Genomic DNA, 17,712 nt, shown 5'->3' with positions numbered 1-17,712 from the left:
TATGGACGTTGATACGATTTATACCGTTGCAGGTGGGGCGTGGTTTCAGGATACGCTTAATGGCGTGGCGGCGTTTTTTAACAGCAGGGCGGGTGATGCGCTGATTACAATGGCCACTGCCGTTTCAGTGATTGTCGGGGCAGCGACCTATATCCGGACCCGTAACATTATGGATCTGGTCAAATGGGCAGGATTTTACGTTCTGGTGATTGCCGTTCTGGTCGTCGACAAGCGGAATGTGCAAATTATTGACCTGTCGGAGCCTGCTGCGATTTATCAGGTGGATAATGTTCCCGCGGGGCTTGCCGCGCCTGTGAGTCTGATTACCCGCATCGGTGCCGGGATGGCGCAGATTTACGATACGATTTTTGCCCGCCCGGATGCACTGACCTACAGCAAAACCGGGATGCTGTTCGGGGCGCAGCTGGCGGCGGAGAGCAGTGACTTCCGGTTTTCTGAGCCGGAAATCCAGCGTATGTTCTCGGATTACGTGCATAACTGCGTGGTGGGCGACATCATGCTGAATAACAAGTACAGCATTGGCGACCTGATGAACACTACGGATCCGTATGCGCTTATATTCAGTAAACCCAGCCCGCTGCGCGGCCTGTATGACAAAAACCGCAACTTTCTGACCTGCGAACAGGCCGCAACGAAAATTAATACTGAATCAAGTGATATCAGTGGAAGAAATATGTCCCCGTTTTTGCAGCAGGTTTTAAATCGTATGCACGGCTTCACGAATCAGGTTTTTGGTCCGACGAACGGCGCCAGTACGGCACTGTTCACCGAAATGCTGGGCGACAGCTATAACTATTTCCACGGCAATTCCATGACCTCCACAGAAATCATTCGCAAGAATGTGGTGATGAATGGCCTGCGCAGTAGCCTAGAGAGTTTTTCAGCCCAGAACGGCGATACTGCCGGACTGATCAATACCGCCACGCAGACATCGATGACGAAAATGCGCCTGTCACAGGCAACCAGCGCATCCATTGCTGCCAATACACTGCCGGTGATGCACAGCGTACTGTTGGGCATGACAATGGCGCTGTTCCCGGTACTGATTGTTCTGGCCGTGGTGAGTTCCCTCTCCTGGATTATTATCAAAGGCTATATCTACACCATTGCCTACCTGCAGATGTGGCCCATTCTGTTCTCCATCCTGAACCATGCGATGAATTTTTATCTGCAGGGAAAACTCAACAGTACGGCAGTAACGCTGGCCACTTTCGATCAAGTGCAGAACACTTACTCGGATATTGGCACCACAGCGGGTTGGCTTGCGTTGTCCATTCCGTTTATTGCCTGGGGCATGGTGAAGGGGCTGGGGCAGGTGGTATCGCAGGCGGGGAACTATCTCGGTCAGACTCTGCAGTCTGCCTCCACCCAGTCGTCGTCTCAGGCCGTGGACGGTAACTGGTCCTATAACAATATGACGACCGGAAATGTGCAGGGTAACAAGTGGGACACCAACTACAGTCATCGTGAAGGGCATATGACGAACCAGCTGGAAAGCGGGGCCACGAAGACGCTGACATCGTCTGGGCAGCAGGTATTCAGTAATGCTGAGTCCATATCAAAATTGCCGGTGGATATTATGCTGGGTAAAACCGCAACAAGCAGCTGGCAGAAACAGCAGCGCGATGCCATTAGCGAGGCTCAGAGCCTGAATAACAGTCTGTCTCAGACGTCCAGCCTGGCGACGTCTCAGTTAAATCAGTGGAGTCAGCAGCGTGGAAACAGCGATACCACTGTGTCAGGGACTGACTCGTCGACTAACAGTAATCTGACCAAAGCGTTGAGTACCATTCAGTCCATTGCTTCGCGATACGCCCGGGATGAAAATACCACCCTGGCGGAAGGGATACGGGCTGCGGCAACCAAGAGCCAGGATATGAGTGCTGGCGCAGGCGGAAGTGCTCAGATAACTTTCGATTCTGATCGACAGATTTTAGGGAAAATTGCTGGACTTGCTACAGGGATGAAAGGCTCGGTAGAGGGGCATTTGAAGACCGAATATACTGGCAGGAGTGGCTCCTCGCATGGCACCAGTTCCGATCTGACCCATCAGGGAGGAACAAGCAAAGGATTTAGTGCTCAGGAGCTTAAAGATTTCCGCGATGCGATGGACGTTGTGACCTCCACCCGCATGACGGACAGCGGCAGTCATACCGACAATGCTTCATCATCCCTTGCTAATCAACTTTCATCGACTTTTTCCAGCCTGAAAAGCCAGGCATCGCAGTTTAATGATGCGGTTACCCGTAGCCATGAATACTCACAGCTGGCCAGTTATGCAGAAAATAACAGTGCTAACTTTAATCAGAACTACTCTCAGGAGTTTGTTGGTTATGTCACCAGTAAGCGTCCGGGTGAAGCGGATAGAATACTGGCAGATGCCGCCAGCCCTGAAGTGCGTGCAGAACGTGACAAACTGGTTCAGGAATTTGTGGAAGATCGCATGAAACCTCAATTGCTGCAGGAGTTTGAACAGAATAAAGGTCGTACCGATGACGGGATTGGTAGTGTTGGCGCATCATCAGGTCACATTGATCTTCAGGGGGAATACGCACAACAGCAGGGCAGCATGGAATCACTGGCCAGTGCGAACGGAGTCAAACAGGAGGGAGAGGTTGGCGCTAATGTTCAAAATCGTCGCAGCAGCGTTAAATCTCAGATCGATACTGACAAAAATTCTGTGAACTCATCCGATAATTCTGAGAAAGCGGATTACAATCGCTTGAAGAAAGAATACGAGCAGGGTAATGAAAACTTTAATGACGCGAGGGTAGAGGAAGAAAAAAGACAAAATGATAAGATTGGAGATAATGAAAGTGGAAGGGATAAGTTAAATATAATTAAAGAAAATGTGCAGAAAGAGTTTAATAAATAGTAAGAGGGGGAAGGATGAAACGCTCAGAACTGGAAAAGGATGCTGCTTATATTCTGGATGAGTTTAAAAATCGAGATTATGAGATTCCAACAAATAGCCAGATCCTCAAGGTTGTTTTCAGCAGGCTAATGGTTGTATACGCAATTCAGCTGTTATTTATTGTTTTTGATATATTTATTAATTGTGCTCATGGGGAATATCATTACTTTGATACGTTGGTGCTGGCCGTGGGCTCTAATGCTTTTTTTAGTCTTGTATTCTTAATGACCACTTATAATCTTGTCTGCATGAGGATTGCATTAGGCAGCGAGATAAGAAATCAGTCAGTTTTAATCGGGATGATTGAGAAAAAAATCCATTTTTACAGTGTCTTTCTTTTACTCGTGAATACCGCTGTAGGTTTGATTTTGCTGCGCGCTGGAGAGAGTTTTGTTGCGGGCTTGGGTTTCTCATGGTTTGTGACTTTTCTCATAAGTGTTCTTTTTTTACAGAGTTCCTTATCCCGATATTTGACTCCTGCGGTGGTGAGCAGCCTGTCGAAAGTAAAAGAACTGCTCTCTGACTCCACAAAATAAGCCGTATCTCCTGGTATTTGTCCATGAGCAAATGACCCGGAGTTTGAAAGCTTGCCAGGCATCAGCCGCATGGTTGATGCTTTTGTTAATAATGTTGAATGTGACTAACTTCGTTATTTAATTCGCAGAAACACTGTTCATGTATTTCTGCGAATTAGTCTGCCTTCGGAAAAATACAATGAGCCTGAATCCTCGCGACTTAACGCAGGGCGGTCAGGTCGCTTTCATGCGCCTGAAAATGTTCCTGCAGATAAATAACCTGATATCTTATTATGTCATCATGGGAACTGTGCTGTTTGGTTTTGCCGTCCTGTTGATGCGAATGAGCATTCAGAACCTGATTAACGGAATTGTTTACTGGTTTGTCCGGGTGATGTCACCCTTTACTGAAAAAATGGTCAGTCAGCCGGTATATACCATTCGTTATTATGAACATAACCTGAAATACAGCGCCAGACAGGTGCTCAGTGATAGTTACACCGTATATTGTGGTCAGTTACTGAAACAGGAGCTGGTTATTGCCAGCTGCGCCTCGTTGCTGGTCGCTTTTCTGGCCACGCTCGCTGTGTACTGGTACCTCGGGCGTACCGGTCGTAAGCAGAGCGAAGATGAAATCATTGGGGGCCGTGTACTCAGCGATTCGCCAAAAGACGTGGCGCGCCTGATGAAAAAGCGCGGAGAGGCGTCTGATATCCGTATTGATACCCTGCCGCTGAAGCTGGATTCAGAGATCCAGAATATGGCGATGCATGGCACAGTATCGACCGGTAAATCGACCCTGATGCGCAAGATTATGAAGCAGCTTCGTGACAGGGGCGATCTGGTCATTATCTACGACAAGGGCTGTACGTTTGTGGAGGATTTCTACGATGAATCCCGCGATAAAGTCCTGAACGCGCTGGATGCCCGTTGTCCGAACTGGGACCTGTGGGAAGAATGCCGCACTATTTCTGAACTGGAGAATGCCAGTGCCACGTTAATTCCGGCCAGCAGTGGTGAAGACCCTTTCTGGCAGGGCAGTGCGCGTACCATCTTTGCTGAAGGTGCAGAGCGCATGCGTAAGGATGGCGATCGCAGCTACAACAAATTCCTGCGTACACTTCTGGCCATTCAGCTGGATCAGCTGCGTGCTTTCCTTGCCGGTACACCTGCATCCACGCTGGTTGATGGAAAGATAGAGAAGACGGCCATCTCTATCCGAAGCGTACTGACCAACTATGTTAAGGCGATGCGTTATCTGCAGGGTATTGACCGTCCGGGACGGGAGAAATTCACCATCCGGGAGTGGATGAAGGGACAGGCCGATAAATCGAAGAACGGCTGGCTTTTCATTACCTCCGATGAACAAAACCATGAATCTCTCAAACCGCTGATTTCGCTGTGGCTCAGTGTTGCTGCCACCAGTTTGCTGGCAATGGGCCCTAACCGCCACCGGCGCGTCTGGTTTTTTTATGACGAACTGGCCTCCCTGCATAAATTGTCCTCACTACCGAGGATTATTTCTGAAGCCCGGAAATTTGGCGGCTGCTTTGTGCTGGGCTTTCAGAATATCGCGCAGATGGAAGAAATCTACGGCCCTAAGGCGGCTGCGGGGCTTTTTGACCTGTTGAACACCAAATTCTTCTTCCGTTCCCCGAGTGCTGAAATAGCGAAGTTTGTTGAAGAGGATCTCGGGGAAACCCGTCGCCTGAAGTTTAGCGAACAGACCAGCTTTGGCCATGAACAGGTACGTGACGGGATTTCCTTTGGCAAGGAGGAAGAACGCGTCACGGTGGTGACCTACTCCGACGTCCAGTCCCTGAACGATCTCCAGTGTTATGTCACTCTTCCCGGAGACTATCCGGTCGTCAAACTCTCCATGAAATATGAGGCGATGCCCAAAGTGGCTGATGCCCTGTTGCTACGAGAGGTACAGACCAGTCTTGACCGGAACATTGAAGAGGAACTGGTCCGCCGTACCGATGAGGAACGCCGCAACCTGGACGGGCTGTTTAACCCTGTGACACCGGCACCTGAAAATACCCTCCTTCCTGAGACGTCGTCACCAGACTCTCAACAAGCGGTGTTGCCATCCTCCTATTCTTCGGCAGCGGATACGGCGGGTAACGGCGCCACGACTGTCGTCGCTACCACGACCGCCTCTGGAGGGACAGAACGGGATATTGAACAAGAGTTACCACAGCATATGCCGCCGGGGCTGAACAGCGACGGTGAGGTGGTGGATTTTGCAGCGTATGAGGCTTGGGCTCAGACCTCACATCAGACCCGCGATATGACCCGCCGGGAAGAGGTAAACATCAATCATGCATCAGGCAAAGAACACGATCATGATGACGGAAGGGAGGTTTACTGATGCTGTCGATTTCCGCGATAAAGGGTGATGCTGGCTATTACAGCCACGAAGATAACTACTATGCCAGTGGCTCGCTGGAGTCCCGCTGGCTGGGTGAAGGTGCTGAGAAACTGGGCCTGAAGGGTGAAGTGGCTAATGTCGATATGGATGCGATACGACAGGGAAAACTCCCGGACGGCACCGATCTCTCCAGGATGGTCAATGGCGTGAATAAACACCGCAGCGGCTATGATCTGACGTTTTCTGCCCCAAAAAGTGTGTCAATGATGATTCTGATTGGTGGCGATACCCGGCTGCTGGATGCGTGGAATCGCAGCGTGGAAAACGGGATAAAAGAGGTTGAGAAGCTTATCAGTGCGCGTATCACGGATGGTGGAAAAACTGACGCCGTGCTGACGGGAAATATGGTGGCTGCGCTGTACAACCATGATACTTCCCGCGCATTAGATCCGCAGATCCATACCCATGCGTTAGTGTTCAATGCCACGTTTGCGGAAGACAAATGGCGGGCACTGGCCAGCGATACGCGTATGAAAACCGGATTTGGCGAAAATCTTTATGCGCTGCAGGTGGCAATCGGAAACCTTGTCCTGCAGCCATTCAGACAGGAGGCGGAAAAACTCGGCTATGAAACCGTTGCTGCCGGTAAAAATGGCCTCTGGGAACTGAAAGATGTTCCCGTCGCGTCGTTTTCGACCCGCAGTCAGGCTATCAGCGAAGCCGCAGGGCCGGATGCGTCTAAAAAATCCCGCGATGTCGCGGCGCTCGATACCCGTCAGGCGAAAGCCTGGGCAGACCCGGAACTGCTGAAAGCTGAATGGCGCCGGCGGTTAACCGATGAAAAATTCGATATCGATAACTATATCAGCCAGGCGCAGAAGCACGCAGAGTCACCTGGTCCTGCTGTCGGCGGTACAGAGGGTATTCGTGCTCCGGGCCAGCCCGGTAGCGCGTTTTCCGGAGAGATTTCTGAATCAGAGGTGCAGAAAGCCGTCAGCGACACGATTTCGGCGTTGTCTGACAAAAAGGTCCAGTTTACCTGGTCGGAGATGCTGTCCGGCACGGTCAATCGCCTGCCTTCAAGGCCGGGCCTGTTTGAGCAGGCGCGTACCGGCATTGATGCCGCGATTGAAGGTCAGCGTCTTATCCCCCTGGATCGGGAAAAGGGCATTTTCACTTCCGATATCCACCTGCTTAACGAACTCAGCGTCCATCAGCTGGCGCGCACGGCCCTTCAGGAGCAGACCGTGCTCGTCTTTCCGGAACGGGCACAACAACGTGATATGCCGGCAAGTGATGCCGTATCGGTGCTGACACAAGATAAAAGTCCGGTAGCTATTCTCAGCGGTCGCGGAGGCGCACAAACCCTGCGTGAACGCGCGGAGGACGTGGCGATGATGGCGCGATCACAGGGCCGGGAGGTGATGGTGATAGCTGCTGACGGTCGCAGTGGCCAGTTCCTGTCAGAAAGCCCGCACCTGGCAGGCCATGTGATGCTTCGCTCGCAGATGAACGCTGAGACAGTGTTGCCAGTACAGGGAACGGTCATCATTGACCGGGCAGAGCGTCTGTCGCTGAAGGATACCGTGCTGCTGCAGGAAAAGGCGCTCAACGCCGGAGCGCAGTTGATTTTCATGGATACTGAGAACCGGCAGGGGACGGGCAATGCTCTGTCGGTACTGAAAGACGCCGATATCCCACAGTACCGATTTTACGGCACGCAGTTACCGGAGGTCCGCCTGGTCAGTGAAGCGGACAAGCGGAGTCGTTACAGCCAGCTGGCGCAGGAATATGTGCGCCTGTCCTCAGAAGGGCGCGAAGTGGTAGCCCAGGTGAGCGGCGCCCGTGAACAGCAACAGCTGACAGACATTATCCGGGATGCCCGGCGTGAAGCCGGTGAGTTGGGCCGGGAGCAGGTAACGCTCCGGGTACTGGAGCCGGTGTGGATGGACAGCAAAACCCGCCATCAGCGCGATAACTACCGGGCCGGGATGGTGATGGAGCAGTGGGACGCAGAGAAGAAAGCCATGACCCGCTACACCATCAACCGGGTGGCAGAGGCGACAAACAGCCTGGTATTGCAGGGAGAAGATGGAAACCGCCTGACCCTGAAAGTGACGCAGACGGACGGCAGCTGGAGCCTGTACCGCAGCCGGACACTGGATATTTCTGCGGGTGACCGGGTAAGGGCACTGGGACGTGAGCTGAAGGGCGCTATCCGGGCGAAAGAGCAGCTGACGGTGACCGGGCTGGAAGACGGTGCGATACGGCTGCGCAGCGGGGATCGGGAACTACGATTGTCAACCGACCGGGCTGTGAAGCTGGCCCACGACTATGTGGAAGGAACCGGTGCCGGTATCAGCGCCTCCCGGACTGTACTTGCCGCCGTGGGTCCGCGTGGGCTGAGTAAACAAACCCTGAATGCCCTTGCGCAAAGCGGCAGCAATATCCGGATTTATACCCCCCTGGAGGCCGGGCAGGCGGCGCGCAAAGTGGAAAGCGTGTCTGCCGTGCGCCTCGCCAGTGACCAGGTTCGCCAGTCGACGGGCGAAAATAATCTGGAGAAGGCCATGCAAGCCAGCCGGGAGCGTCTGATGTCGGATACTGAGCAGGCGGTCAGTCTGGCTATCCCGCGGGCGCAGCAGGGAAAGGTGCATCTCAGCGAGATTGCGTTGCTGTCTGAGGCCGCGAAGTCAGGCCAGCCGCTGAATGATATTCGGGCTGAAATCGCCCGTCAGGTGAACAGCGGAGAACTGATTTCGCTGGATACGGTTGCCGGGGCCGGTATCCGCTTGCTGGTTCCGCGTGTGGCGTATGAGATGGAAAAGACCATCATCCGCCACATCGCTGAAGGCAAGGATGCCGTCACGCCCCTGATGGCCCTGACGCCCGCCTCGGTGCTTAAGGGACTGACCGTCGGGCAGCGTGAGGCCACCCGGATGGTACTTGAGAGTACCGACCGCTTTATGGCTATTCAGGGGTATGCCGGGGTAGGGAAAACCACCCAGTTCCGCGCGGTGATGAGCGCCCTGAACACCCTGTCTGATTCTGTTCGCCCGCAGGTCATTGGCCTGGGGCCAACACACCGCGCCGTGCATGAAATGCGTGAAGCCGGTGTCGAAGCCCGTACGCTGGCCAGTTTCCTGAGCGAAACCCGTCAGGCCATTCAGGGCGGCGAAACGCCGGATTTCCGCAACGTGCTGTTCCTGACGGATGAAAGCTCGATGGTGGGTAACCGCGATATGGCGGAACTCTATCAGCTTGTCGCCGCCGGTGGCGGGCGAATGGTATCCAGCGGCGATACCGCGCAGCTGCAGGCTATATCAACCGGTCAGCCGTTTCGGCTGGTTCAGCAGCGCAGCGCCATTGATACGGTCGTGATGCAGGAGATTGTGCGACAGTCACCGGCACTGCGTCCGGCGATCGAAAGCATCATCGCCGGGCAGGTTGATACGTCGCTGCGTCAGGTTGACGAGGTCACCCCGCAGCAGGTACCGCGGCAGGCCGAAGCATGGGTACCCGACAAGTCCGTGATGGAAATTCGGGCGCCGAAAAAAGAACAGGACAATCCTGCTGCTGCCGAACAGACAGCCGGACAGCAGGCAATGCCACCGGAGCCGTTGTCGCTGGCCCGCACCGACATCATCGACGCCATCCGGGATGACTGGATGGGGCGAACGCCGGAGGCGCAGCAGCAGACGCTGATTGTGGCCGAGCTGAACGCCGACCGTCATGCCATAAATGAAGCCATTCATGCCGCACGGCATGAGAAGGGCGATACCGGGGCGGAGGAACGCACGTTCACCGTGCTGGAGCCGCTGCGGGTACCAGATAACGTTTTGCGGGCCGTCGAAACGTTCGCAGAGTACACCGGCGCGGTGGCCATGATGAACGAGCGCTACTGGACGGTGGCGGAGGTGAACACGGAGGACGCCGTGGTCACGCTGCGTAATGCCGAAGGAGAGTCGGTGCTGATTTCGCCGCAGCAGAATACCACGCAGGATATTTCCCTCTTCACCCACCGCGAACTGACCCTGAGCCAGGGGGATCGGGTACGTTTTACCCGCTCTGACACCGACCGGGGCTATGTGGCCAACAGTCTGTGGGAGGTAGCCGGGTTCACTGACGACGGTGCCATCCGGTTCCGCCAGGGCGATCAGGAGAAAGTCGTCGACCCGCAGGCGATGACAGAAGACCGTCATATCGACCTTGCTTACGCGCTCACCGTCCATGGTGTACAGGGTGCCAGCGAGCGGTTTGCCATTGCTCTTTTCGGTGCCGAAGGTGGGCGAAAAATGATGGCTTCGCTGGAATCCCTTTACGTGACCATGTCACGTGCAAAAGAGCATGTCCAGGTGTTCACGGACAACCTGGAGCGCTGGCAACAGCTGGTCGCGCAGTCTGACGGCGGTAAAACCGCTCATGACCTGCTGCATCAGGAGAGTGACCGGGATGCTGCCACGGGTAACCGCCTGCTGGCTACGGCGTCCCGGCTCGACAAAACGGCGCTCGGACGCCGGATACTGGCGGAGAACGGGCTGGAGGGGGAGACAATGGCCCGCTTCATCGCTGCCGGCAGGAAATACCCGACACCGTATGTAGCCCTTCCGGCCTGGACCCGTCACGGTAAAGAGGCCGGGGCGCTGCTGACGGAAATCCGCACTGAAGATGACGGGATGCGCGTGGTGCTCAGCGAGCCGTCCCGGCTGCGTGGCGGAGAAGATGCGCAGTTTGCAGGGCTGCAGGCGAGCCGCAACGGTCAGACGCTGATAGCCGACAGTGCGGAAGCGGCGCTGCGGCTGGCACAGGAGAATCCGGAGAGCGGGGTGGTGATACGGCTGCACGGTGAGGACCGGCTGCTCAATGCCATACGGCTTACCGGGGGACGTATCACGGTGCCTGAAGAGGTCGCCCGGACGGTGCGTAGCGTGGCGGACGCCGACGCGGCGGCGAAAGTGGAAGACCCCATTACGCTGCCCCCGGATGAGCAGCAGAAACTGGCAGAGGCACAGGAAAAAGCGGCCCAGGAACTGGCGGAGCAGGCCAGGCGTGAACTGCTGCCGGCAGTGCCGGGTGAGGAGAGCACGAAGCCCGAACCACTATTGTCTGCCGATGAAGAACGTCGCCTGCGTGACGGTACAGCGCGGGGAGAACGTGAGCTGGATGAGGCCATCTATGAAGCGGTGGCGGATGGCCGGGGTAGCCGCCAGCAGGTACGCGAGCAGATGCTGCGTACCGAACGTGAGTGGGTGGTAAATATGCCGGAAAAAGACATCAAACTGGAAAAAACACTCGGCGGGGACTGATCCAGGGAGAAAAAACGTATGTCTGTTGCTGTAGTCATTATTGTCGTTCTGCTGGCCGGGTTCGTATTACTGTTCAGACAGACCGGTCAGGCCAGTCAGCGGCGTGACCAGCTGCCGGAAGATATCCTGAAGTAGACGGGTATCCCGCTGTTGCTCAGCGATGACGAACTGCAGCTGGCGGAACGCGTCACGGCAGACCCGGGCGCACAATGTCCGGAGGGTACAGCGTGAATACCGGTATGCCTCTCTCCTTACGCCTCGTCAGCCCGGTACTTAACCTGTCCGCTCTGCAGCGCGATACCATCCGGATAGTCGCATTTATGGCAATGGTGGGAGATCACATTGCCACCGCCTTTCAGCCGGATATGCCGTTGCTGAATATGGTTGGACGCTGTGCATTTCCCCTGTTTGCTCTGGTCAGCGGCTGCAACCTGGCGGGACGGGCTGTATGCCAGCGCAGCCTTAACCGACTGTGGCTGATGGCGCTCCTGGCACAGCCCGGCTACTGGCTGGCTTTCAGTGACGAAGGGTTACAATGGTGGCAATTAAATATACTGTTCACCTTTGCCGTTGTCATCCAGGTGGCTCGCTTCCTGCAGGTTGCGACTGTGTTCAATGGCGTTGCGGCGTTCGCGACCCTGGCGGGGTATCTGCCGCTCAGTTCAGCCAGTTACGGGATATCCGGTCTGCTGATGCTTGCCGGCGCGCTGCTCGTCTGGCAAGTCAGGGACACATTGCGTCCCGCCCTGTTTGCCATCTGGCTGCTACTGGTTGCCCTGCTTAATGCCCGTCACGGTGATGTGATGATGCTCTCCGGAGTATTGTTGACGCTGACGGTGCTGTTCTGTGTACATGGACTGGTTCCGGCTTCCGGACGGCGACTGCAGGTCGGGCGCTGGTTTGCCCCGGCGTATGCCATCCATCTGCTGTGCATCAGTTTTCTGGTCATTGTTGTCTGACCTCTCTGTCGCTACTTCTCTGCAATGAAGGAAATCATATGAAAAATAACTTAATAAATCTTACTGCAGTTATAGCCGGTAGTCTGTTATCCACCAGGCTGACGTTTGCCGGCACCGCGTCCCAGCTATCTTACTGACACAACCTTCTTAACCGTCCGTAACGCCGGAGCAGCCCGTTCGCCAGCGATTGTTCAGGTGTCACAGGAAAGGCATTTTTTTGATTTAGCTTATGTTCTGCTGCGGAAAGTTTTTTTATGCTGCAAGGTACGGGCATGAGACGCCGTGGTCCAGTAACATTCTGTTCCGAAAAGAAATGCACCCGTAACAGAGAGCTGCCAGCTCGTGACAGGGACCGCGCTTGCGCCTGCCAGCCGGAGAAAAGGCGGGATTCGTAAAGCATACAGTCTTGTTATCAGGCCTGAAAAACTGATTGAAGCTGAAGCTCGAAGTAATGGAGTGCTGCGACCAAATCCCATCGTTGATGGAAGCGCTTCTGAGTTATAAATTACGGACAGATGAAAATTTATGGCTGGCCACGCCTGAAGGTGGCAGGGAGCTGAAACGGCATGACGCCGCGTCAGAAAAGAAAAACCCCGTTAATCCCTTCAGTTTGGCGACGGATGAAGATTAACGGGGCCCACTATAGTTCTGCACAGGATTTTTGCCCTGTGCAGGGAGTATAGTTTTATGCTCAGGAAAAGACAATCCGTTCTGTGCTTACTCCGCTCGCGCAATATAAGCGTTGGACGGCATGTATAAGCAGACAACCTTCCCTGCTTCTTCACGGCCTGACAAGCGCCACCGTGGCGATCATTCCACTGCCTGCAAATGCGCTAATCCGGAGTGGTTTGCACCAAAAGGCTACCGGCGTCTGCCCGGACAGATGGGCCATGCCATGAGCCGACTTGTAATCAAGGACAAGTGCACAGGCAAAATGAAGCTGCGCCAGCGTATGTCGCGCCACCCATACTTTGTTCAGCTGCGCGACGTCGCCGGACGTAAACGCGATTTTCGGCCGGAAAAGCAGGCGCTGTATGACGCAATATGGCCGTTGCTTGTGCAACGCGCTGACCTGGCCACGTCTGTAGTCACCTTCAACGGCAGCAGGCTGGCTGACGAGCTGAGTCCCAAAGATGAAAACGGCGACGTCATTCCGGAGACACGTGTTGAGCCCAGCCGGCTCTCACGTCTGTTTGAGGAATGGGAGCGCTACGGCCTGATAGAGAGGCCGGATCTGGAAATGGACCCGGTTACGGGCTACTGCATGCCGCGCCATATCGTACTGACCGATCAGTTCTGGCAGCTGTGCGGCATCGACATGGACAAATTCCTTGCGGAGCGCAACGAGCGGCTCGCCGCTGAAGCCGACGGTATCCTTGAGCCGGGTACGCACGCCTCCGTTCGTGCAGCTCGCCGACGCTGGTATGAAAATATGCGCATGGCCACGCTGATAAGCCGCCGTGATAAAATATCAAAGCAGAAGCGCCGCAAACGTTTGAGTAAATTGCCGCTCGACGACAGGCGTAACGCGATGGCCAAGCTGCTGCGCGCGCGTCCGGCCCACGTATGGGGAAATCTTTCGCCGGAAGACTTTGATTGCTTGGTCTGGAAGTGTCTGCGACAGCTGGAGCTGGGCCCCGAATATGAGCCCGTGCTGCCCGAAATACCCGATATCGTTTACTGACGTCACCCTGTAATTTTTACCGCCTTAACTGGCGGTGGTGGCGTTTGTGCCGGAGGTAGAATGTGCGCTTTGGTGCCGGTATTTGCTGCGAAGAAGCGTGAAAAAACGGCCACAGACGGTGCGCCGCATTTTTTTATCACAGTTATCCGCAATCAATATCTTGCGCTTGCCTGCATACATAATCACCGCTATCCGCAAGACAATCCTGACTTACGTCAGAAAGAATAATCAAAATAATAAATAAGGTTTTCATACCGGCATCTGGCGTGGATAAGTTTAATGCCTTCGCCTGCAGCGGCCGCAGGTGTCCGCGCCGCTCAGAATCGAAAGTAGCTCCCGCCGACAAGCGGCGGGCAAAGCATATTAGTTACATCATTCGTTAGAACTATCTTTAACCCCACACCCGAGCAGAGCCTGAAACCTCGCGCCCCTCTCCGGCAAAATCCCGGAGCCGGATCTGAAGCCCGGTTGCCCCCACTGACCAGCCCCGGCCGCCCGGCCCGGAGGGCCGGTACTGCTGTCGCTGTTAGTGAATGGTGTAACTAAAGTAGCGGTGCCGCTGTGGGTGGTGCGCCTGAGGCGTTCTTTCGTCTGCGACCGGCTGGGTTCTGTGCGTCTGCAAGGCCGCTGCTTAAACGGCAGTTGCACAGGGTAGGGGGGTTACGCGGTATGCGAAGGAGAGGGCGGCTGCGCAGCGCTACCGGCGCCATTCGGTTGCAGGGTGAGATTCGGCACCGGCTGGCGCCTTCATGCCGCTACGCGGCATAAAGAGGCTGAATGCGTACTGTCCGCCTACGGTTGAGGGATAAGCCCTGTGTAGCTGACCGAAGAAATGCACTGGAATTCGAGGAAAAATTTTCCGGCTGACTACCTGCATCGTTCTCAAACTGGCTGATACAGGCTAAAAACTGCTGCCTTATTGAAATAACGGAGTTGATTCACGATTCTTAGTCGCTTAGACGAAAAGTAATTATCAAAGATCGGACGATATTAACGATATTAATAATCTACCAAAAAGGAGAACTTATATGAATTGCCCGTTTTGTGGTACTGACGTACCGAAAGGATATACCGTATGCACGAGGTGTCACGCATTTTACAGAGAAGAAAAAATATCTGGGTGCAGACCGGCAATACCTATGCTCACAGGTTTAGCCCTGATCCTGGGCAGTCCGATGCTTGGTGAGGCGAGTCATGGTAAGATATTGCCCGCATTGATTACATTTTTAACTGGCTGTGTGATGTTTTACTTCGGCAGAAAGCGGCTGGTAAAAGTTAATAAGTCCCTGCCAGTACAGGGAAAATGGTATCGGCAGCATTACAGACGTTAAAGTGATCTGACGCTCAGTGGAACGCCCCCCCACGTTAAGCAAGGTTTTCTTCCTCTGACACCTTTTTTAATGCCCGCAGATGCCCCTGGTCACCTGTTCTGCGACCGTTATATAGTAGCGGCGGCGAATGAATAGCTCGGCAACCTCAACACTGCTGAGTATGTAAAGCATGTGTTACCTCCGTTAAAAACAATGCACCTAAGTCCAAGGTTTGTGTTTTCGCCGTGAATAACAATAACGTCCATTTTGAGCGGTTCGAGACATAATGAAAATGCCCCTAGCGGGGCAGCGGACTATTTCACTCTGTAGGCAGCTTTTTTGATGGCAGGTAAATAGCTGGCTGGCAGCGTTCCCAGCTCTGGCGTGGTCGGCACTGGGTGGCCTTCACGCGCTGGTGGTATCGCAAACCATTCCGAATTGTAGGGCAGATTCACCTGGCGGCTCATATCGAACTTGGTGTCGTATGAAAGGCCGGTCAGGTGGTAATCAGGATCGGTCTTCCTGACCACAAACTCCGTTGGGTAAATCCTGTCTGTCTTTTGGCTGGTGCCGAACACCACTTTGACTGCATGATGCTCGCGGGATACAGCTATCACCAGCGCTGGTCTTGGGTACGGCCCCGGTACACCTATGGTATGCGGAAATCGCACCCAAACCAGCTTTGCTAATTGCGGTAACACCGGGTATTGCTGTGGTTCATTAATTTCATCAGAGGCCATCTAAGCTGTTCCTGTTTAGAATAGTTTTTCTGTGAAACTCTCCTCCGGTATATCCGCTGCCGTGCTGACTTCGTTTATACGCTGGTATTGAGCTTCGGTTAACGGTCCATTGTCCTGGTCGTAATAAGGCAGGTAGACATTTGCCAGATTACGCAGGGCCAGATGGGTTATTTCCGTTTTGCTCAGGCCGGTTTCTTGCATCAGTTTATCCAGGGTATCCGCACTTACACCTGTTGGGGTGTCTTTGCTTCGTAACCTGAACAAAAAGCTACTAGCTTTTGATTCGGCGTTGAGATTCATGATTTTTTACCTATTTTTAAGCAGTTTAACCGCGATTGTATAAGGACCATTACCTACCATTTACATCTACCCGCCCCCTATATCGCAGATGCGACGATTTCACCCGGGTAAATGCACAATAATTAGAGGCGTACAGTTACGCCCCTTAAAAATGATAGCAAATCTATATCACCCGTCAACAGGTGATATATATTTTATATCAATCTAAAAGTGTTACTAGCTGTGAGCTGGCGGCGGCGAGGCGGGGATTAGTGGAGGTTTTTCAGGTAGAGGTAAAAGGTTTCAGACCAGATAGGGGCCGTGTTACGTTGACCTGCTCCCCATTGATTAGCACCCCCCGATGTTAATAATGTCTTCATAAGCCACGTGAGGACATCCCCATGAAGAAACGTTTTTCTGACGAACAGATCATCTATTCTCCGCGAGGCCGAGGCTGGCATTTCCGCCCATGAGCTTTGCCGTAAGCATGCTATTTCTGACGCCACCTTCTATACCTGGCGTAAGAAGTTCGGTGGAATGGAAGTCCCTGAAGTAAAACGCCTTAAGTCGCTCGAAGAAGTGAACGCTCGTCTTAAGAAGTTGCCTGCAGAAGCCATGCTGGATAAGGAAGCACTACAGGTGGCGCTGGGCCGAAAGTACTGACGACAGACCAGAAGCGGGAAGCCGTGGAAGTCATGTGTGAGGCCGCAGGTTTGTCGCAACGTCGTGCCCGCAGGCTGGCAGGTCTGTCCCTTTCAGCCTGCCGTTATTCGGCTCAGCGTCCGGCGCTTGATGCGTATTTATCCACGCGCATCACTCAGCTGACTCTTGAGCGCCGGCGTTTTGGTTACCGCCGTATATGGCAACTACTGCGACGAGAAGGCCTGCGTGTTAATCACAAGCGCGTGTACCGCCTTTATCATCTCAGCGGCCTGGGTGTTAAGCGCAGACGACGTCATAGAGGATTGGCAACGAAACGTCTTCCATTGCTTCGTCCTGCTGCTCCTAACCTGACGTGGTCAATGGATTTCGTCATGGACTCACTGGCTACCGGAAGCAGGATCAAGTGACTGACCTGCGTCGATGATTTCACTAAGGAATGCCTGACAGTCACTGCTGCCTTCGGTATATCAGGCATTCAGGTCACACGTATTCTGGACAGTATTGCGCTATTTCGTGGCTATCCGGCAACGATCATAACAGATCAGGGACCAGAGTTTACCTGCCGGGCACTGAACCAGTGGGCCTTTGAGCATGGCGTTGAGCTTCAGTTTATTCAGCCGGGCAAGCCGACACAGAACGGGTTTATCGAAAGCTTTAATGGTCGGTTTCGGAATGAGTGTCTGAATGAGCACTGGTTCAGCGATATTGTTCACGCCAGAAAAATCATCAACGACTGGCGGCAAGACTATAACGAGTGTCGGCCTCATTCCTCACTGAATTATCTGACGCCAGCGGAGTTTGCAGCGGGCTGGCGAAATGGAAAAAATGAAGGTAAACCAACCGACATTACTAACTGACTGTTGTGTTTAATACTGGGGGCAGGTCAGCGCTGTTCGCTGTCTTCCGACAAAAATGCCAACCACCCGCTCAGTATTGCACCGGGTGAA

10 protein-coding genes and 1 pseudogene are annotated in these 17,712 nt (G+C 53.9%); 9 read left to right on the top strand and 2 right to left on the bottom strand.

All coding sequences use genetic code 11. The features are described from left to right. The first annotated feature begins 1 nt into the window (after position 1). The 8 genes from traG (at position 2) to ABU178_RS19665 (ending at position 14,001) form a co-directional block, all read left to right on the top strand. The gene (gene traG, locus ABU178_RS19700; RefSeq protein WP_397218102.1) at positions 2 to 2,896 is read left to right on the top strand and encodes a conjugal transfer mating-pair stabilization protein TraG; all 2,895 of its coding nucleotides are present in this window, start codon (positions 2 to 4) and stop codon (positions 2,894 to 2,896) included. A gap of 14 nt (positions 2,897 to 2,910) precedes the next feature. Beyond that, on the top strand, positions 2,911 to 3,471 hold the full coding sequence (locus tag ABU178_RS19695; protein ID WP_397218100.1) for a protein traS: 561 nt from the start codon (positions 2,911 to 2,913) through the stop codon (positions 3,469 to 3,471). Positions 3,472 to 3,649: 178 nt separating this feature from the next. Beyond that, entirely contained in the window at positions 3,650 to 5,824 is a 2,175-nt protein-coding gene (gene traD, locus ABU178_RS19690; protein ID WP_397218098.1) for a type IV conjugative transfer system coupling protein TraD, read from the top strand. Continuing rightward, positions 5,824 to 11,130 carry a conjugative transfer relaxase/helicase TraI gene (traI, locus tag ABU178_RS19685; protein WP_397218095.1) on the top strand — a complete coding sequence of 1,769 codons (5,307 nt, stop codon included), beginning with the start codon at positions 5,824 to 5,826 and terminating at the stop codon, positions 11,128 to 11,130. The genes traD and traI overlap by 1 nt, the downstream gene beginning before the upstream one ends. 239 nt (positions 11,131 to 11,369) lie before the next feature. Next, entirely contained in the window at positions 11,370 to 12,089 is a 720-nt protein-coding gene (gene traX, locus ABU178_RS19680; protein WP_397218191.1) for a type-F conjugative transfer system pilin acetylase TraX, read from the top strand. A gap of 430 nt (positions 12,090 to 12,519) precedes the next feature. Then, complete coding sequence (locus ABU178_RS19675; RefSeq protein ID WP_397218093.1) at positions 12,520 to 12,720, top strand: hypothetical protein; 201 nt, start codon at positions 12,520 to 12,522, stop codon at positions 12,718 to 12,720. A gap of 120 nt (positions 12,721 to 12,840) precedes the next feature. Further along, positions 12,841 to 13,773: a plasmid replication initiator RepA gene (repA, locus tag ABU178_RS19670; RefSeq protein ID WP_397218091.1), complete on the top strand. Its 933-nt coding sequence runs from the start codon at positions 12,841 to 12,843 to the stop codon at positions 13,771 to 13,773. 60 nt (positions 13,774 to 13,833) lie between these two features. Next, complete coding sequence (locus ABU178_RS19665) at positions 13,834 to 14,001, top strand: hypothetical protein (RefSeq protein ID WP_397218089.1); 168 nt, start codon at positions 13,834 to 13,836, stop codon at positions 13,999 to 14,001. A 1,396-nt stretch (positions 14,002 to 15,397) separates the two neighbouring features. On the opposite strand, the gene ABU178_RS19660 is transcribed toward ABU178_RS19665, so the two are convergent. Both ABU178_RS19660 and ABU178_RS19655 read right to left on the bottom strand, forming a co-directional pair. Further along, on the bottom strand, positions 15,398 to 15,823 hold the full coding sequence (locus ABU178_RS19660; protein ID WP_397218087.1) for a hypothetical protein: 426 nt from the start codon (positions 15,821 to 15,823) through the stop codon (positions 15,398 to 15,400). 15 nt (positions 15,824 to 15,838) lie between these two features. Then, on the bottom strand, positions 15,839 to 16,123 hold the full coding sequence (locus ABU178_RS19655; protein ID WP_397218085.1) for a hypothetical protein: 285 nt from the start codon (positions 16,121 to 16,123) through the stop codon (positions 15,839 to 15,841). A 380-nt stretch (positions 16,124 to 16,503) separates the two neighbouring features. Between ABU178_RS19655 and ABU178_RS19650 the strand changes: the two are divergent. Next, positions 16,504 to 17,622: pseudogene (locus ABU178_RS19650) on the top strand (IS3 family transposase). Positions 17,623 to 17,712 lie beyond the last annotated feature (90 nt).

The sequence above is a fragment of the Pantoea osteomyelitidis genome (genome assembly GCF_044342975.1).
GTDB lineage: Bacteria > Pseudomonadota > Gammaproteobacteria > Enterobacterales > Enterobacteriaceae > Pantoea > Pantoea osteomyelitidis.
Note: the sequence above shows the minus strand (reverse complement) of the source record. Positions and strands in the feature narration are given on the sequence as shown.